The organism is Glycomyces dulcitolivorans (assembly GCF_003265355.1).
Taxonomy (GTDB): domain Bacteria; phylum Actinomycetota; class Actinomycetes; order Mycobacteriales; family Micromonosporaceae; genus Glycomyces; species Glycomyces dulcitolivorans.
Map to the genome: position 1 here is coordinate 1 of NZ_QFRW01000274.1, position 16,681 is coordinate 16,681.

The following is a 16,681-nucleotide window of genomic DNA, read 5'->3' on the forward strand; positions in this document are numbered from 1 at the left end:
ATCGCGGCCGACGGGATCGGCCCGGCCGACGCGGTCGTGGGCCTGGCCGCGAGCGGCCGCACGCCGTTCGTGGTCGCGGCCGTGCGCGAGGCGCGGCGGCGCGGGGCGCTGACCGTGGGGCTGTCGTGCAACACCGGCACGGTCCTGTCGCAGGCGGCCGAGCACCGCATCGAGGTCGAGGTCGGGCCCGAGGTGGTGGCCGGGTCGACGCGGCTGAAGTCGGGGACGGCGCAGAAGTTCGTGCTCAACATGGTCTCGACGATCAGCATGGTGCGCCTCGGGAAGGTCTACCGGAACTACATGGTGGACATGAAGGTCGCGAACCAGAAGCTCGCCGCGCGGGCGGTCCGCATGATCCGCGAGATCACCGGCGCCGGCCCGGAGGAGGCCGAGGCCGCCTTGGCGGCCTCGGGCAACCGGGTGAAGACGGCGGTGGTGATGCTCGAACTCGGTGTTGATGCCGGTGCGGCCGAAGCTCGGCTGGCGCTGGCGGATGGGCGGCTGTCGGGGGCACTCGCGGGACTGCCGGGGTAGGGCGTTCGAGTCACTGCTTGATCCAACTCCCGCAACCGGATGTCTCGAACGCGATGTCGCCGCTTTGGATCTGCACCGTGACCTCAGCTGATCCGAAGTGGTTATTCAGGATGTCGAACGTGTCCAGGGAACCGAGTCTGGCCCAGTAGCAGGCTGATCCGGAGCCCTGGGCCTTGTAAGTTCCAGGTTCAATCTCGTCGCCGACCACCCAGATGCCGTCGCCGGGAATCGTGTTCTCCTCGATCTCTTCCTCGGTCTCGGTGATCGCCTGCTCTCGTTCATCGAGCTCGGCGCCTCGCGCGTCGAGGTCCGACTCGCGTGCGTCCAAGCCCGATTCGCGCTGGTCGAGTTCGGTTTCACGCTCGTCGAACTGATCGACCTGCGCTTCGAGCGATCGCAGATCGCTCTCCCGCTCGGCGATCTCGCTCTGCTGCTCCGCGGCTTCGTCGCGGAGCTCTTCGGTGGTGTCCCTGAGCGAATCGTTCTCGTACTGGAGTCTCTCCAGCCGAGATTGGCTCGGCGCAGCGGCGGCTACGCCGAGCAGGATCCCGAGCGCGAGTGCGGCGACGCCGATTGCAAGCGGGAAGCCCACCCGGCTGAAGAGCGCGTCCTGACTCTTTCGCAAAAGGCGTCGGCACTTGCTCCACAGGGTCTGGCGTCCGGGCTTGCTGTCCGACCCCGTCTCCCGGTACTCGATCTCGTCGTAATCCGGGCGGAAGGCCATAAAATGAGACTAGCATCACATGCTGATAGATGGGGTAAATCGGCTGAATAGAGGGGTGAAGTCAGCGCCAGGCGAGCTGGCGGTGGAGGCGGGCTCGTTCGGCGGGGTCGGTGACGAAGGCGCAGACGGCCATCCATGCCGCGCCGATCGCGGGGTCGGTGGCCTTGCTGATGCCGGCCTTGGGGTAGACCAGCCGGAAGCGCTCCTGGAGGAGCGCGCCGATGGGGGTGGGGCGGGTCAGGAGGCTGCCGGCCATGACGATCGGCAGTTCGCGGTCGACGACGTACGAGACCGATTCGGCCAGGTGGCCCACGGCCCGCGCCACGATCGACTCGGCGACCGCGTCGCCGCCGTCGGCGGCCTCGCACACCAGGGCCGCGAAGCGCGACAGGCGGACCGGGGGGTCGGCCATGCACTTGGCGACCAGGGCGCCCGAACGCCGCTTCTCAGGTGCGATCGCGGCGATGATGGCCTCGACGAGCCGGCCGCCGGGGCCGTTGCCGTCGATGTGCCGCAGTGCGGCCCGGACCGCCTCGCGGCCGAGCCAGAAACCGGAGCCCGCGTCGCCGAACAGCCAGCCGTAGCCGTCCGAGCGCAGCGCCGGCGTGCGGTCGCGGATCGCGAACGCCACCGCGCCGGTGCCCGAGACGATGACCGTCCCGTCCGAGGCCGAGGAACCGGCCGCGAACGCGATCACCGCGTCCGAGACGACCTCCACCTCGCAGTTGGTCGCGAAGCGCCGCTTGAGGTCAGCGGAGAGCTCCCGCACCTCCTCGGTCAGCGACAGCGCTCCGGCCGTGCCCACGCACACCGAGCCGACCTCGGCCGGGTCGATGCCGCCGAGGGCCCGCTGGAACGCCAGGGCCATGTTGGACAGCGCGATCTCCCGGTCGCCGCCGACCGGGTTGGCCGGTCCGGACGCACCGGTGCCCAGCACCGCTCCGCTCTCGTCGATGAGGACGGCGCGGCTGCTGGTTCCGCCGGCGTCTAGGCCGACGGCGAGTCTTGCATGCATATTCGAGGGTCCTCGCTTCTCCCGCTACCAGCAGTATCCGCTCTAGGTGCAAACCAGTAAAAATAATTCTCATGAACTTGACACGAGTGTGGCATAGGTAATAGTTTTTCTTGAATCCTCCTCCCGAAAGGGTCGCCCATGGACCGAACCCGGACAGATGCGCCCACCGCCCCCGTCGAGACCGGCGTGCTCGAACGAATCCGAACGGGCGCCAGCGATCTCTCCGAAGCGATGTCCAAAGTGGCCGGCCAAGTCCTGGCCGACCCCGAAGCCGCGGCCCGGGCGACGATCATGGATCTCGCCGAGCTCTCGGGCACCTCCCCAGGAACCATCACACGATTCTGCCGTCACCTCGGATACGACGGTTACGCGGCCCTCCGGGTCGCCATCGCCACCGAGACCGGCAGGGCCTCGGCCAGGCACGAGACCGGCTGGGACGTCAACATCGGCCGCGAGATCGGACCGGACGACCCGCTCGACCGAGTTCTCAAGCAGCTCATCACGATCGACGCCGCGATGCTCCGCGACACCATGGACCTCCTCGACCTCGCCGCCGTCGAGCGCGTCGCCGCGAGCGTCGCCGCCGCCCGCCGCGTCGACGTCTACGGCGTCGGCTCCAGCGCCCTGGTCGCCCGCGAACTCCACATGGGCTTCTACCGCACCGGCGTCCCCGCCTGGGTCTGGACCGAGGTCCACGACGCCCTCGCCAGCGCCGCGATCCTCGCCGACGGCGACGTCGCGATCGCCGCCTCGATGTCCGGCACCACCGTGGAGATCGTCGAGATGCTCTCCGAGGCCGGCAGCCGCGGCGCGCTCACCGTGGCCCTGACCGCCTTCGCCGACTCGCCCATCGCCGAGATCGCCGACGTCACGCTCGTCTCGGCCTCCCGCCAGACCGGCCATCGCGCGGACCTGCTGGCCGCCAGGCACTCCCAGCTCCTGGTGGCCGACCTCGTCCACATAGCCGTCGCGCAGCGGCGGTTCCCCGAAGCCTCCGAGGCTCTCGAATCCCGCGCGCGAGCGGTGGTCGGCCACCGCCCGACGCCGCGGCCGCGGAACGGCGCCGGCTGACCGCCCGACCGATCGTTCTCATCCTCTACCCCCAACTCAGGAGCGAAACCCATGAGGAACTCGAACCAACCGATATTCAACCGCCGCAACCTCTTCGGGGCCACCGCCGCCGGACTCGCGGCCTCGTCCCTGGCCGCGTGCGCCACCAGCGGCAGCGACGACGAAGTCGACGACGTGACCGTCGGCGACGACGCGGAGAACCCGTTCGACGTCGACGGGTCGGCGCCGCTGGACGTCGTCATCTTCGACGGCGGCTTCGGCAACGAGTACGCCGTGGCCCACCAGGAGATCTACAACCGGGCGTTCCCGGACGCGGTCATCACGCACCTCGCCACGCAGGCGATCGCCGAGACCCAGCAGCCGCGCTTCGCCGAGGGCAAGCCCGCCGACGTGCTCGACAACTCCGGCGCGCAGCAGATCCCGATGGACTCGCTCGTCTCCGACGGCGAGCTCGCCGAGCTGACGCCGCTGCTCGACGCGCCCTCGTACGACGACCCCGAGGTCACCGTCCGCGACACCCTGCGCGAGGGCGTGCTGACCTCCGGCACGTTCAACGGCGAGGTGTACGCCCTGAACTACGTGTTCTCGGCGTGGACGGTCTGGTACGACGCCAAGCTGTTCCGCGACCAGGGCTGGACCCCGCCGACCACGTGGGAGGAGATGGTCGCGCTCTGCCCCCAGATCGTCGAGGCCGGGATCGCGCCGTGGACGTACGCCGGGCAGCACCCGGTGTACCTGTACGACCTGCTGCTCATCCTCGCGGGCAAGCACGGCGGCGTGGACGTCCTGAAGAACATCGACCACCTGGAGCCCGACGCGTGGCGCCACGAGTCGGTCGTCAAGGCCGCCGAGGCGCTGGCCGCGCTCTACACCGAGGGCTACATCCTCGAAGGCACGCCCGGTATCGACCACATCCAGTCGCAGACGGCGTTCAACGAGCGCAAGGCCGCGTTCATCCCGTGCGGGTCGTGGCTGCCGAACGAGCAGGCGTCGATCGCGCCGGCGGACTTCGAGTACATGCCGATGGGCGTGCCGCCGTTCGACGGGTCGGTGCAGCCGGGTCTGATCAGCGCGGGCGGCGACGAGCCGTTCGTGGTGCCCAAGAACGCGACCAACCTGTCCGGCGCGTACGAGTACCTGCGGATCATGCTCTCCAAGGAGGGCGCGCAGATCTTCGGGGACACCGTGCAGGCCGCGACGATCGTCAAGGGCGTCGAGCTCGACAACCCTGCGGCGCAGGCGACCGACGCGCTGGTGTCCAATCCGGACGACCTGTTCCAGCCGCAGTTCCGGTTCTGGTACACGAAGATGAACGAGGAGGTCCGGCCCGCGCTCGGCTCGCTGCTGTCGGGCGAGTCGACGGCGGCGGAGTTCATCGACCGGATGCAGACGGTGGCCGACGAGACGGCCGCGGACGACACCATCGAGAAGTTCCACCACGAGGACTAGGTCCGTCACGAGAGGAGGGCCTGGGACGTGAAGCACGGCAGGTACCCGTTCATCCTGAGCTTCCTGGCGCTGCCGGTGGGGCTCTACGCCTGGCTGGTGATCCTGCCGTTCGCCCAGGCCTTCCAGATCTCCCTGACCGACTGGTCGGGGTCGAGCAACAGCTTCGACTACATCGGGTTCGACAACTACGTGAACCTGTTCAAGGACGAGCGGTTCGTCCTGCCGGCGTTGCGGCACACCGGGATCATCCTGGTGGTGCTGCCGGTGGTGACGATCGCGCTGGGCCTGTTCTTCGCGTTCATGCTCAACCTCGGCGGCCGCAGCCGCCAGGGCCGCATCGAGGGTGTGAGGGGGTCGAAGTTCCACAAGGTCGTCTACTTCTTCCCGCAGGTGCTGTCGGTGGCGATCGTCGGCATCCTGTGGAAGCAGGTGTACGCGCCGGAGGGCTTCGGCGGGCTGATCACCGGGGCGCTCGGGGCCGTGGGGCTCCCGGCCCCGGTCAACGGGTTCCTCGCCGACAAGCGGTTCGTGCTCGCGGCCGTGATCGGCGTGCTCGTGTGGTCGGCGGTCGGGTTCTACCTGGTGTTCTTCTCCTCGGCGATGGCGTCGATCCCGCGCGACATCTACGAGGCGGCGATCATCGACGGGGCCGGGCGGTTCCAGATGTTCTTCAAGATCACGCTGCCGCTGCTGTGGGACTCGGTCCAGACCGCGTGGATCTACCTTTCCATCGTGGCCTTGGACGTGTTCGTCCTGGTGTACATGATGACGCCCGAGCAGGGCGGCCCCGACACCGCGAGCGAGGTCGTCGGGGGCGTCATCTGGAAGTACGCGTTCAAGCACGGCGAGCAGGCGTTCGCGTCGGCGATCGGCGTGGTCCTGTTCTTCGCCGCGCTCTCCCTGGCCGTGGTGTCGCTGCGGTTCGGCCGCCGCGAGCAGATCGAGTTCTGAGGATCGACATGGCAACCGAGACCCCCGCGACACCCGCGACCTCCGCGAAGCCGGCCGCGCGCGCTTCCGGCGCCCCGCGCGAAGGCACCGTCCTCAACTTCTTCTCCCAGGGCTTCCTGTGGCTGTGGTCGCTCATGGTCATCGTGCCCGTGGTGTGGATCGTGCTCAGCTCGTTCAAGACCACCCGCGAGATCGCGTCGGCGCCGCTGGCGCTGCCGGAGTCGCTGCACTGGCAGAACTTCGCGAACGCGTGGACCAACGGCCACATCGGCGCGTTCTTCCTGAACACGATCCAGGTCATGGTCTTCAGCGTCTCCGGGACGATGCTCCTGGGCGCCATGGCCGCCTACGTGCTCGCCCGGTACCAGTTCTTCGGGAACCGGATCATCTACTTCGGCTTCGCCGCCGGCATGATGTTCCCGGTGTTCCTGGCCCTGTTCCCGCTGTTCAAGACCCTGGGGAACGTGGGCCTGCTGAACACCTACACCGGGCTGATCATCGTCTACATCGCCTATTCGCTGCCGTTCACGGTGTTCTTCCTGACCGCGTTCTTCCGCACGCTCCCAACGGGGGTCGCCGAGGCCGCGATCGTCGACGGCGCCGGGCACTACCGCCTGTTCTTCCAGGTGATGCTCCCGATGGCGAAGCCGGGCCTGATCGCGATCACCATCTTCAACATCATCGGCCAGTGGAACCAGTTCCTGCTCCCGCTGGTCCTCATGGGCCGCAACCCCGACGACGCCGTCATCTCCCAGGGCCTCGCGAACCTCGCGATGCGCCAGGGCTACGAGGGCGACTCCGGGGCCCTGTTCGCCGGGACCGTCCTCGCGATGATCCCGATCTTCATCGCGTACGTGCTGTTCCAGCGGCAGATCCAGGAGGGCCTGACGGCCGGCGCCATCAAATAGCGAGCCGCCGCCCGGAACGCCCCCTTCGCGTCCCGGGCGGCGGAGGCGCCGGGGGTTTCCGCAAGCCCCCGGCGCCCGTCTATTCCACCGTGATGGAGTCGAACACCACGGCGCCCGGATCGGAGCCGTCGTGCGAGGTGACGAACAGGCCGACCACCGCCCCGCCCGCCAGGTCGACCGTCCCGAACGCCGACCAGACGACGCCGTCGGCCGACCACGAGGCCGTCACCGTGTCACCGGTCCGGCTCAGCCGCAGCCACATCGGCGCGCCCGCCCCGGTCCCGGAGACGTCGGTGTCGAACCCGGACTGGAGATGCACGCCGTTCGCGGGCGTCACCCCCAGCAGCGCGTACTCCGCGCCCTCTTCCGGCGCGGCCTTCACCATGACCCCGGCCTTCGCCCAGTCGTCGGTGTCCTCCTGCGACACCACCCGTGCGGTGATCTGCCCGTCGCCTTCGAGGGGCTGGTGGCAGTAGTGGAACTGGTCCGCGTCCCCCCAGACGTCGTCCCCGGCGCCCACGATCGTGACCGTGCCCCCGGAGAACACCGCGTCGCCGGGCATCCGCGGCTCGCCGACGTCCTCGCACGTCCACGGCTCCGGCACCTCTGGTGCGGCGTCGTAGACCGCGACCGAGTCGAACACCGCGGTGCCCGCCTCGCTCCCGTCGTGCGAGGTCGTGAAGAGCCCGAACGTGGCCGGGCCCGCGAGCGTCGTGCTCGCGAACGGCTCCCACGCCAGGCCGTCGAGGGAGTGGTACGCGGTCACCTGCGACCCCTCCCTCACCAGCCGCAGCCACACCGGCGCCGCCGTGCCCGGTCCGTCCACATCGGTGTCGAACCCGGTCTGGAAGTGCACGCCCTCGGCCGCGGTCGCCATGACCGCCGCATAGTCCGCGCCCTCCACGGGCGCGGTCTTGACCATCACCCCGGCCTTGGCCCAGTCGTTCGTGTCCTCCAAAGAGACGACCCGGGCGATGATCTCGCCGTCGCCTTCGAGCGTCCGGTGGCAGTAGTGGAACTGGTCCGCGTCGCCCCAGATGTCGTCCCCGGCGGCGGTGAGCGTCGCCGTCCCGTTCGGGTCGAACGACGCCGAGCCCGCGATCGCCGGGTCGCCCACGTCCTCGCACGTCAACCCCGGGTCCGCCGCCGCGACCTCGACCGAGTCGAAGACCGCCGTGGAGAACTGCGTGTTGTCGTGCGCGGTCGAGAACAGCCCCACCCGCGCGTTCGCCGACATCGGGACCGTGGCCGAACCGATCACCGTCCACGCCTCGCCGTCAGATGACAGCTCGGCGGTGAACTCGTCGCCCGTGCGCGTCAACCGCAGCCACGCCGCACCCTCGGTGTACGCGAAGCCGCCGCCGTCGGTCCCGAAGTCCGCCTGGAAGTGCGCCCCGTTCTCGGGGGTCACCGCGACCGCCGCGTACGTCGCGCCCTCCTCGGCCGCCTCCTTGACCATGATCCCGGCCTTCGCCCACGGGTTCGTCGCCTCCTGCGAGGTCAGACGCGCCGTGATCGACCCGTCCCCGACGAGCGGCCGGTGCACGAAATGGAACTCGTCGGTGGCGTCCCAGATGTCCCAGCCCGCCCCCGTCACCGTGAACTCGCCGTCGTCGAAGCTGCTGAGCCCCAACTGGGTCCGCTCGCCGATGTCGGTGGACTCCCACGGTTCCGGCGGATACGGCAGTTCAGTGAACTCGGCCGTCACCGACACGTCCTCATCCGGGACCGTGAACACGTGCTGCTGCTCCGCGCCCGTCGACCAGCCCGCGAACTCGAACCTCGAACCCTCCGCATACTGCGGCGACTCCGCGCCGAGCACGTACTCGGTGCCCACGACCATCCGCTTCACCGTCTCCTCGTACGGCCGCCCGTCGAGCGTGAACTCCAGGCCCGCCGGCTCCGTATCGATCGACACCTCCACCGTGTTCGGATGCACGTCCACATAGGTCGTATCGGTCAGGCCCCCGGAATCGGTGGCCGTCAGAGCGATCCGGTAGAACGTGTTGTCCCCGCCGTGCGGCGCCCGCGGGATCTCGATCTCACCCGAGGCGCCCTCGGCCGGTCCGTAGAACGGGTGCACGTGGTCGGCGTGGTGGAACTGCACTGTCCACGACAACGACGCTCCCTCCAGTGCCCCGTCCTCCGGATCGGTCGCCGCGCCGGTGAACGCGATCACGTCCCCGCCGTCGTAGGTCAGTCCCGCTTCGGGCGTCAGCACCACCGCTTCGGGCCGGGTGTTCCCCACTTGGACCTCGACCTGCGTCTGCGCCGACTTGTCCCCGTCGTCCACGGTCAGTACCGCCTGGTAGACCCCGTCCTCGGTATACGTGTGCACCGGGTCCGCCTCGGTCGAGACGTCGCCGTCCCCGAAGTCCCACGCGTAAGTCAGCGCGTCCCCGTCCGGGTCCGACGACCCCGCCGACGAGAACTCCACCTCCAAAGGCGCGTAACCGTTGTCAGGGGTCGCGCTCGCCTTCGCGATCGGCGTCCGGTTCCCGCCCGAAGGCGCGATCCGGTACAGCTCACCGGGATAGATGTTCAACTGGTACAGCGCCCCGTCGGGGCCCGTCTGGAGCTCCACCGGCGTCCCCGCGTCGGTGTCGAAGTCGTTCACCGACACCACCGACTCGAACGCCTCGTCCATCACCAGGTACTTCACGAACCCGAGCGTGTAGTCCGCGAAGAACACCGCGCCCTCGTACTGCTCCCCGAGCAGCCCGCCCTCGTACACCTCGACCGACGAGATCGAGCCCGCGCTCGCGGGCGGCGCCGTGTGCGGGTACGCGTACACCGGCTGCGCGTACGGGCAGTCGTCGCACACCCCCTCCACGTGCGGCCAGCCGTAGTTCGCGCCGCGCTCGATGAGGTTGAGCTCCTCCCACTCCGAGCCGCCCACGTCCCCGGCGAGGATGCTCCCCGCATTCGGTCCACTAGGGACGAAGTCCCAGCGGAACGAGTTCCGCAGCCCGTACGCCCACACCGACGGCTCCGCCCCCGGCGTGTCGACGAACGGGTTGTCCGCGGGGATCGACCCGTCGGCGTTGACACGGTGCATCTTGCCGTGCACGTTCCCCAGGTTCGGCGGGTTCTGGTTGTTCGTGTTCATCCCGAGCGTCCAGTACAGCTTCCCGTCCGGACCGAACTTGATGCTCCCGGAGTGGTGGAACACGTTCGCGTCCTGCTGCGACTGGATGAGCACCAGCTCCGAGTCCGGGTCGATCTCGTGCCCGGTCATCGTGAAGCGACTCAACCGGTCCAGGTTGTCCGCCGCCGTGTACCCCACGTACACGTAGCCGTTCGTCCCGAAGTCCGGGTCGAGCTCCATCCCCAGCAGGCCCCGCTCGTCGGACCCGGCCGTGGCCAGCTCGATGAGCGGGTGGTCGTGCAGCTCCCCGTCGTGCAGCAACTGGATCGCGCCGTTCTTCTCCGCGATCAGGATGTCGCCGTCCGGCGTGAACCGGAACGACGTCGGCTCCTCCAGGCCGCCCACGACGAGCAGCCGCTCGAACTCCTCCGGGGGCGCCGACTCTGCCGCCCCCGGCGCCACCAGCAGCGCGGCGCCCACGATGGCGCCGGCCGCCAAGCGGCCCAACCCCTTACCGAGCATGGACGACCTCCTCGTCGACCTCGTCCGACGTGTCCAGCCCGTGGACCGTCAGCTCCCAGAAATGGCGCTTGCTGGGCCGCAGCAGCTGCCCGAACGCCTTGTACGCCGCCACGCTCATCAGCCCCCAGTACAACGGGACCGTCAGCATCGCCCGCACCGCCGCGTACAGGCCGCGCTTGAGGCAGCCGAGCATGAGCGCGTAGCACATGAGGGCGTTGCCCGCGATCATCGCGAACATGCCCCCGTAGAGGACGACCGGCGGGAACAGCGGCTCCATCCACTCCGGCCCGAACACGAAGTACGACAACGTCATCAGCCACATCAGCGGGTTGATCAGCGTCGTCACCGTCGAGAACCCGAGCGTCAGGTGGATCGCCAGGGTCTTCCTCGTCCCCAGCTCCCGCCACAGCTTCAGCGGCTGCCGCGAGTGCACCAGCCACGTCTGGAGGTAGCCCTTGATCCACCGGCTGCGCTGGCGGATCCAGTTGCCCAGGCGCGAGTTCGCCTCCTCCTCGGTGACCGAGACGATCATCCGCACGTCCCAGCCGCGCCGGGCGATGCGGATGCCGAGGTCGGCGTCCTCGGTGACGTTGAACGGGTCCCAGCCGCCGAGGTCCCGCAGCGCGTCGATCCGGAAGTGGTTCGACGTGCCGCCCAACGGGATCGCCAGCCGGTGCCGGTCCATGCCGTGCAGCGTCAGGCTGAAGTTCGTGGCGTACTCGGCCGAGAAGCACCTGGTCAGCCAGTTCGTCCACGGGTTCCAGTACTGGAGCTCGGCCTGCACGCACACGACCCGGTCCGGCAGGATGCGGAACGCGAGCGCGGCCTTGCGCAGCTGGTCGGGGTCGGGCCGGTCCTCGGCGTCGAAGATGACGCACAGCTCGCCGGTGGCCCGCGCCAGACCCACGTTGCACGCCTTCGGTTTCGTCTTCGGCTGCGTGTCGGGGACGACCACGGTCCTGAACGTGGAGTTCAGATGCTGCGCGGCGAGCGCGGTCCGCGTCTCGCCGTCGTCGGCCTCGACGAGCAGCAGGATCTCCAGCTTCTCCTGCGGGTAGTCCATGGCCGAGAGGCGCCGCACGAGCCCGGGGACGACGGCGGCCTCGCGGTAGAGCGGGACGAGGACGGTGTAGCGGGGCAGTTCGGAGTCCGGGAACGTCTCCAGCGCGCCGGGTTCGAAGCGCATCGCAGTGGAGCGGCCGGAGCCGAGGACCATCGCGAGTTTGAAGCCGATGACGGCCAGGTACAGGAGGATGAGGGCGAACATGCCGCCCTGCGCCCATTGCAAGGGGCTGGGCCCGAAGCCGGTGAGCAGGTCGATCGCGATGGCGGCGGCGATGAAGCCGACGACCGAGAGCGCGAGGGCGGTCTGGCCGGTCGAGAGGAGCCGCTGGGCGCTGAGCCCGGCGGGCGGGGCGTCGGGGTTCATTCGGTGCCACCGTCCTCGGCGCGGAAGACGAGCCGGTCGCCCTGGTCGTAGACGAGTTCGTAGTTCTCTTCGAGGACCTCGGTGCCCCACAGGGCCTCCCAGACGTCGTCCTCGGAGCCGGGCGTGGCCCGCATGTAGATCCACTCGATGTCCGCGGCGTGCGGGTCCGCGAGCGCCTGCTCCCAGATCCGGTAGGACCCTTCGTAGACGAGGGACCCGGTGGGCACCTGCGACTCGAAGGTCACCGACTCGTTCTCGAAGGACATCATCAGCGTGGTGCCGCCGTCGTGGTTTTCGCGCAGCCACTCGGAGACGGCGGCGTTGTCGGCCTCCCAGCCGCTGGCGCGGTACTCGACGGCCTCGTCGAGGGTGACCGCGCCGTCGACGGCGAGGGTGGCGCCGACGACGGCCGCTCCCGCGAGGGTCCCGGCGGCGATGCGCCGGCCGGGGAGGAGGGGCACCAGCTTTCCGACGAGGTACCCGGCGAAGACCGCGGCGGGGATGAGCATGATGAGGCCGAAGCGCACGTTGTAGAGCGCGCCCATGACCTCCTTGACGTGGAGGGGCCGCTCGCCGGTGTACAGGGCCCACACGAAGAACGGCGCGAACACGAGCATCGCGTAGGGCACCAGCCGCTTCGACCGGACCCGCTTCTGGACCGCGTACAGGACGAGCCCGGCGATTCCCAATGCGGCCGTGGCGATCCCGAGGTTGTGGAGGGAGGCCAGGCCGTACGTCTCCATCGCGGTCGGCAGCGACCCGACGTTCGCCTCGCCTTCGGCGACCCACAGGGAGGAGTCGGCGTACTCGCCGGACTTCCAGTTCATCGCGTTCCCGAAGATCGCGAGGTTCCAGGCCATCCAGCCGAGGATCCCGGCGCCGGCGACGAACCCGAACACGACGAGGGAGCCCTCGGTGTGCGAGTACTTGCGGTGGCGGCGAAGGGAGGTGAACGCGACGATCGCGGCGGCGACGGCGAAGAGGATCCAGCCCTCGTAGCGCGTCAGGGTCGCGGCGAGGACCGCGCCCGAGGCCAGCGAGAGGTCCCTGATGCGCCCTTCGGTGCACCACTCGTGGAGGTAGTGGATCGCGACGATCGCGCACGCGAACAGCAGCAGCTCGGTCATGGCCGTGGCCTGGAGGTACAGCACGTTCGGGTTGAGCGCGAACAGCCCTGCGGCGGTGAGGCCCCCGGCCCAGTGGCCCGAGAGCGACCGCGCGTGCGCGAACAGGAACCTGACGGCCACGACGTATGACGCCATGGAGACGAACGCCCCGGCGAACCCGTTGAGGTACAGGCCCTCCCACAGCGACAGCGGGGCGGCGAGCAGGTGCGGCAGCGGCAGCCAGACGCCGCCGAGCTGGGCGAGCCCGGCGGTGGGGCTGTCGACGACGCGTCTGGCGATGAGCAGGTGCGAGTTGGCGTCCTTGTACGCCAGCAGGTACCCGTGGTCGGCGAAGTAGAGGTACGCGACCACGGCGACGGCGCACGCGGCCAGCGCGACCAGGGCCGCGCCGGGGTCCTTCGGGGTGGCGAGGCGCCGCGCCCAGCCGAGGCGGCGGGCGTCGCGGACCATGTGGGCGTAGACGACCGCGAGGCTCACGAGGGACTTGACGACGACGGACAGGCGCGCGCCGGTCTGCTCGCCGTGCTCCCTGGGGTAGTGCTCGACGGGGTGCTCGACGATGCGGGCGCCGTCGCCCGAGATGCGGCACAGGAGTTCGGGGGAGATCGCGGCCGCCTCGCCGGACAGGCGCAGGTCCTGGAGGAGCGAGCGGTCGATGAGCTTGTACGCGCAGTCGACGTCGCGGCCGGGGACCCGCAGGAGGGTCTTGCACAGCAGGGTCCACACCTTGGCGTTGAGGCGGCGGCGCCACGGGTCGGCGCGCCGGCGGCGGTAGCCGATGACCGCGTCAGCGCGCTCCTCCTTCTTGCGCTCGCGCAGCCGGACCAGGTCCTCGGCGCGGAACTGGCAGTCCGCGTCGGTCAGCAGGATCTCGCGGAACCCGGTGCGCCGCAGGGCGGTCTCCAGGCCGGTGCGCACGGCGGCGCCGTAGCCCTGGTTGCGCTCGTGGTGGACCGCGATCACCCGTCCGGGGTGGGCGGCGGCGAGGCGGTCGATGATCGCGCCGGTGCGGTCGTCGCTGCCGTCGTCGACGACGACGACGGCGTGGGGGACTCCTTCGCGCACGAGCGTGGACAGGAAGTCCTGCACGGTCGCGGCGACGTTCGCCTCCTCACGGAAGGCGGGCATGACCACGGCCACGCCGTCAGTCGGCGGCGGCGCCGCCGTTCGGACCCGGGAATGCTGCGGCTGGTCGGCGATGATCGTCAATTGAATCTCCAAAGTGGTCGGTCTGCTCCGCCTTGCGGCGGCGGAAGACGAGGTGGTCGCTCGCGAGGTAGGTGAGGAGGGCCCCGGCGCACACCCCGGCCGCGGCGGCGGCGACGGGCGGCAGGAAGCCGGAGACGAGGGCGTACACGCCCGTGTTGCAGGCCAGGCTCACCGCGACGGTGGCCTGGAAGGACACCCAGCGCCGGGGCCACGGGACGCTCGGCGCCCGGCGGTCGGCCCAGGTGAAGTAGGTGGACAAGAGGAAGTTGACTTGGGCCGAGGCGAGGAACCCGACCGCATTGGCGATCGGGCCGGGCGCGCCGGAGCCCTTCAGGGCCAGGAGTATCCCGGCTTGAATTGCGAAACAGGTCAGGCCGACGCCTGAGAATCGGGCGAGCCGCATCAACTGCGGCCGGAGCCGACGCATTCGATAAGCCTCCTGAAGGCACGACGGATAAGCGCATCGACTCTTCTTCAATGGAGTGTCGTGCGTTCGGCGATTCGGGTTGTGCAGACCACACTACAGGCAGTTGAGCAGGCCATGTGTTCCGTTGCCAGCGGCCATCGATCACCGTGCGTCACTTGAGGGTCGGCAAATGTCCAGTTTGAGTATTTACGGGATTACACACGTCCCACGCGTATCCGATTGATTCGGACAAGTCGCGATTACATTTCCTCGAAAACTGTCGGCTAGTTGACTTTTGAGAATTGCCCGAACGGGGGATGACTGGCGAGTAGCTTTATCGGGTTCGCCTGTAAAGCGAAAGAATATGTTACTAAACCCGTTAGACGAAGGGTCTTTACAAGGAAGGGAATCTGTGTAAATATCGAAATTGATCGATCAGGCCCTTCCCCATGGGCCCAAGCGAAGGAGACGACGATGTCCTCAAAGCCGGCCGCGCTCGCGGCGGCGACCGCCCTCGCCACCGCGCTCCTCGGCCTCGGCGCCCCCGCGCCGGCCCAGGCCGCGGTCATGGCGTTCGACAACGGGCAGACCATCACCGACACCTCCGGGAACCTCATGCACGCCCACGGCGGCGGCATGCTCAAGGAGGGGAACACCTACTACCTCGTCGGCGAGCAGCGCAACGACTACCTCTTCGACCAGGTCAGCATGTACTCCTCGACCGACCTCGTGAACTGGACGTTCGAGAACGACATCCTCAGCGCCGAGTCCGACCCCGAGCTCTCGCCGTCGAACATCGAGCGGCCCAAGGTCGTCTACAACGCCGCGACCGACAAGTACGTCCTGTGGGCCCACAAGGAGAACGGCGTCGACTACGGCGACGCCGAAGTGGCCGTGGCGGTCTCGGACACCATCGACGGCGACTACGACTACCAGGGGTCGTTCCGCCCCGCCGGGTACGACTCCCGCGACATGACGCTGTTCGTCGACACCGACGGCACCGGATACCTCATCTCCGCCGCCGACGTGAACTACGACCTCAACGTCTACCGCCTCACCGACGACTACCTCGCCATCGACGAGCTCGTCTACGTCTTCGACGGCTACCACCGCGAAGCCCCGGCGGTCTTCGTCCGCAACGGGGTCTACTTCCTCGTCACCTCCGGCGCCACCGGCTGGAACGCCAACCAGACCCAGTACGCCACCACCACGAACTTCCCCGAGGGCGCCTGGTCCGGCTGGTCCAACGCCGGCAACTCCACCACCTACGGCTCCCAGCCGACCTTCGTCACCACCGTCAGCGGCAGCTCCGGCACCAGCTACCTCTACATGGGTGACCGCTGGGGACCCCAGTGGGGCGGCAAGCCCATGGACAGCGAGTACGTCTGGCTCCCCATCGCGTTCCCCAGCAGCACCAGCATGTCCCTCACCTGGTACTCGACCCTGAACATCGACGCCGCCGCGGGCACGGTCCAAGGGGTCGTCGGCACCGAGGACGGCAGCCCGTACTCCACGAAGTTCGTCAACGCGAACTCCGGCAGGTGCATCGACGTCCCCGGCGGATCGGGCACCGACGGCACGACCCTCATCCAGTACGGCTGCTGGGCCGGCGCGCCCCAGGCCTTCACCTTCGACCCCGTCTACCCCGGGTCCAAGGTCGGCTCCATCGCCAACACCGCGACCGGCAAGTGCTGGGACGTCCTGAACCAGTCCACCGCCAGCGGCGCCGCCGTCGGCCAGTGGGGCTGCTGGGCCGGAGGCAACCAGCGCTTCTCGCTCAGGGCCACGTCCAACGGCAACTACCTGATCGTCGCCCAGCACTCCGGCATGTGCGTCGCGGTCGCCGGGTCCTCGACCGCCGACAGCGCCGCCATCGTGCAGCAGACCTGCACCGGGGCCGCGAACCAGCAATGGGACGTGACCGCCCTCTAGAACGCCGCATATATAAGGCCGCCGTCCGCGACGCTCGACCGCGGGCGGCGGCCCGCCGCGTGTGTTCCCGGCCTCAGCCCGACCCCGCCGTTCGCCGCATGTCCCTTGACCAGGCATAATCGAGAGGTTGCGCTTCGGCGCAGCCTCTCCGGGTCCTGAATCCGGACAACTCATGCGAGTCAGCTCATCTGGGCTGGCGTTTTAGCGAACGAAAGGAATCAGTCTCGTGGCTGATCAACAGCAAGCCGCCGGTGGCGGCCGGGACGGCGGCGGCGACCGCCGCGGCGGTCGCGGCGGCCGCGGTGGACGCGAGGGC

The 16,681-nt window shown here is 69.1% G+C and carries 12 protein-coding genes; 6 read left to right on the forward strand and 6 right to left on the reverse strand.

What is annotated here, in order from left to right; translation table 11 throughout:
- A partial coding sequence (locus tag DI269_RS18170) for an N-acetylmuramic acid 6-phosphate etherase (protein ID WP_115509859.1) occupies positions 1-534 on the forward strand: 534 nt, incomplete at its 5' end.
- 10 nt (positions 535-544) lie between these two features.
- Here the strand turns inward: DI269_RS18170 and DI269_RS18175 are convergent.
- Together DI269_RS18175 and DI269_RS18180 are read right to left on the reverse strand one after the other, a co-directional pair.
- Complete coding sequence (locus DI269_RS18175; protein WP_112138426.1) at positions 545-1,258, reverse strand: hypothetical protein; 714 nt, start codon at positions 1,256-1,258, stop codon at positions 545-547.
- A gap of 61 nt (positions 1,259-1,319) precedes the next feature.
- Entirely contained in the window at positions 1,320-2,273 is a 954-nt protein-coding gene (locus DI269_RS18180; RefSeq protein WP_112138428.1) for an N-acetylglucosamine kinase, read from the reverse strand.
- A 138-nt stretch (positions 2,274-2,411) separates the two neighbouring features.
- On the opposite strand from DI269_RS18180, the gene DI269_RS18185 reads away from it, so the two are divergent.
- From DI269_RS18185 to DI269_RS18200, 4 genes are read left to right on the forward strand one after another with little or no spacing between them, the layout of a single operon-like run.
- A complete protein-coding gene (locus DI269_RS18185) occupies positions 2,412-3,344 on the forward strand; it encodes a MurR/RpiR family transcriptional regulator (RefSeq protein WP_112138429.1) in 933 nt (310 codons plus the stop codon).
- Positions 3,345-3,395: 51 nt separating this feature from the next.
- Entirely contained in the window at positions 3,396-4,793 is a 1,398-nt protein-coding gene (ngcE, locus tag DI269_RS18190) for an N-acetylglucosamine/diacetylchitobiose ABC transporter substrate-binding protein (protein WP_112138431.1), read from the forward strand.
- 27 nt (positions 4,794-4,820) lie between these two features.
- A complete protein-coding gene (locus DI269_RS18195; RefSeq protein ID WP_112138433.1) occupies positions 4,821-5,744 on the forward strand; it encodes a carbohydrate ABC transporter permease in 924 nt (307 codons plus the stop codon).
- Between the two features lie 8 nt (positions 5,745-5,752).
- Positions 5,753-6,652 (forward strand): carbohydrate ABC transporter permease, encoded by a 900-nt coding sequence (locus DI269_RS18200; RefSeq protein WP_112138435.1) that lies wholly within the window; start codon positions 5,753-5,755, stop codon positions 6,650-6,652.
- A 79-nt stretch (positions 6,653-6,731) separates the two neighbouring features.
- Here the strand turns inward: DI269_RS18200 and DI269_RS18205 are convergent, their stop codons facing one another.
- From DI269_RS18205 to DI269_RS18220, 4 genes are read right to left on the reverse strand one after another with little or no spacing between them, the layout of a single operon-like run.
- A complete protein-coding gene (locus DI269_RS18205; RefSeq protein ID WP_112138437.1) occupies positions 6,732-10,262 on the reverse strand; it encodes a PQQ-dependent sugar dehydrogenase in 3,531 nt (1,176 codons plus the stop codon).
- The gene (locus DI269_RS18210) at positions 10,252-11,691 is read right to left on the reverse strand and encodes a glycosyltransferase family 2 protein (protein WP_112138439.1); all 1,440 of its coding nucleotides are present in this window, start codon (positions 11,689-11,691) and stop codon (positions 10,252-10,254) included. Before DI269_RS18210 ends, DI269_RS18205 begins: the two co-directional genes overlap by 11 nt.
- Positions 11,688-13,946, reverse strand: a complete 2,259-nt coding sequence (locus DI269_RS18215) for a glycosyltransferase (RefSeq protein ID WP_112138445.1) — start codon at positions 13,944-13,946, stop codon at positions 11,688-11,690. Before DI269_RS18215 ends, DI269_RS18210 begins: the two co-directional genes overlap by 4 nt.
- A gap of 16 nt (positions 13,947-13,962) precedes the next feature.
- Positions 13,963-14,454 carry a GtrA family protein gene (locus DI269_RS18220; protein WP_112138441.1) on the reverse strand — a complete coding sequence of 164 codons (492 nt, stop codon included), beginning with the start codon at positions 14,452-14,454 and terminating at the stop codon, positions 13,963-13,965.
- A 453-nt stretch (positions 14,455-14,907) separates the two neighbouring features.
- Here DI269_RS18220 and DI269_RS28700 point away from each other — a divergent pair, with 453 nt between their 5' ends.
- Entirely contained in the window at positions 14,908-16,365 is a 1,458-nt protein-coding gene (locus DI269_RS28700) for an RICIN domain-containing protein (RefSeq protein ID WP_112138443.1), read from the forward strand.
- Positions 16,366-16,681 lie beyond the last annotated feature (316 nt).

Bases quoted from the DNA above. Each gene is read 5' to 3' on its own strand.
- DI269_RS28700 (WP_112138443.1), top strand. From the start codon at position 14,908: ATGTCCTCAAAGCCGGCCGCGCTCGCGGCGGCGACCGCCCTCGCCACC.
- DI269_RS18205 (WP_112138437.1), bottom strand. From the start codon at position 10,262: ATGCTCGGTAAGGGGTTGGGCCGCTTGGCGGCCGGCGCCATCGTGGGC.
- DI269_RS18175 (WP_112138426.1), bottom strand. From the start codon at position 1,258: ATGGCCTTCCGCCCGGATTACGACGAGATCGAGTACCGGGAGACGGGG.
- DI269_RS18180 (WP_112138428.1), bottom strand. From the start codon at position 2,273: ATGCATGCAAGACTCGCCGTCGGCCTAGACGCCGGCGGAACCAGCAGC.
- DI269_RS18185 (WP_112138429.1), top strand. From the start codon at position 2,412: ATGGACCGAACCCGGACAGATGCGCCCACCGCCCCCGTCGAGACCGGC.
- DI269_RS18200 (WP_112138435.1), top strand. From the start codon at position 5,753: ATGGCAACCGAGACCCCCGCGACACCCGCGACCTCCGCGAAGCCGGCC.
- DI269_RS18220 (WP_112138441.1), bottom strand. From the start codon at position 14,454: ATGCGTCGGCTCCGGCCGCAGTTGATGCGGCTCGCCCGATTCTCAGGC.
- DI269_RS18215 (WP_112138445.1), bottom strand. From the start codon at position 13,946: ATGCCCGCCTTCCGTGAGGAGGCGAACGTCGCCGCGACCGTGCAGGAC.
- DI269_RS18210 (WP_112138439.1), bottom strand. From the start codon at position 11,691: ATGAACCCCGACGCCCCGCCCGCCGGGCTCAGCGCCCAGCGGCTCCTC.
- ngcE (WP_112138431.1), top strand. From the start codon at position 3,396: ATGAGGAACTCGAACCAACCGATATTCAACCGCCGCAACCTCTTCGGG.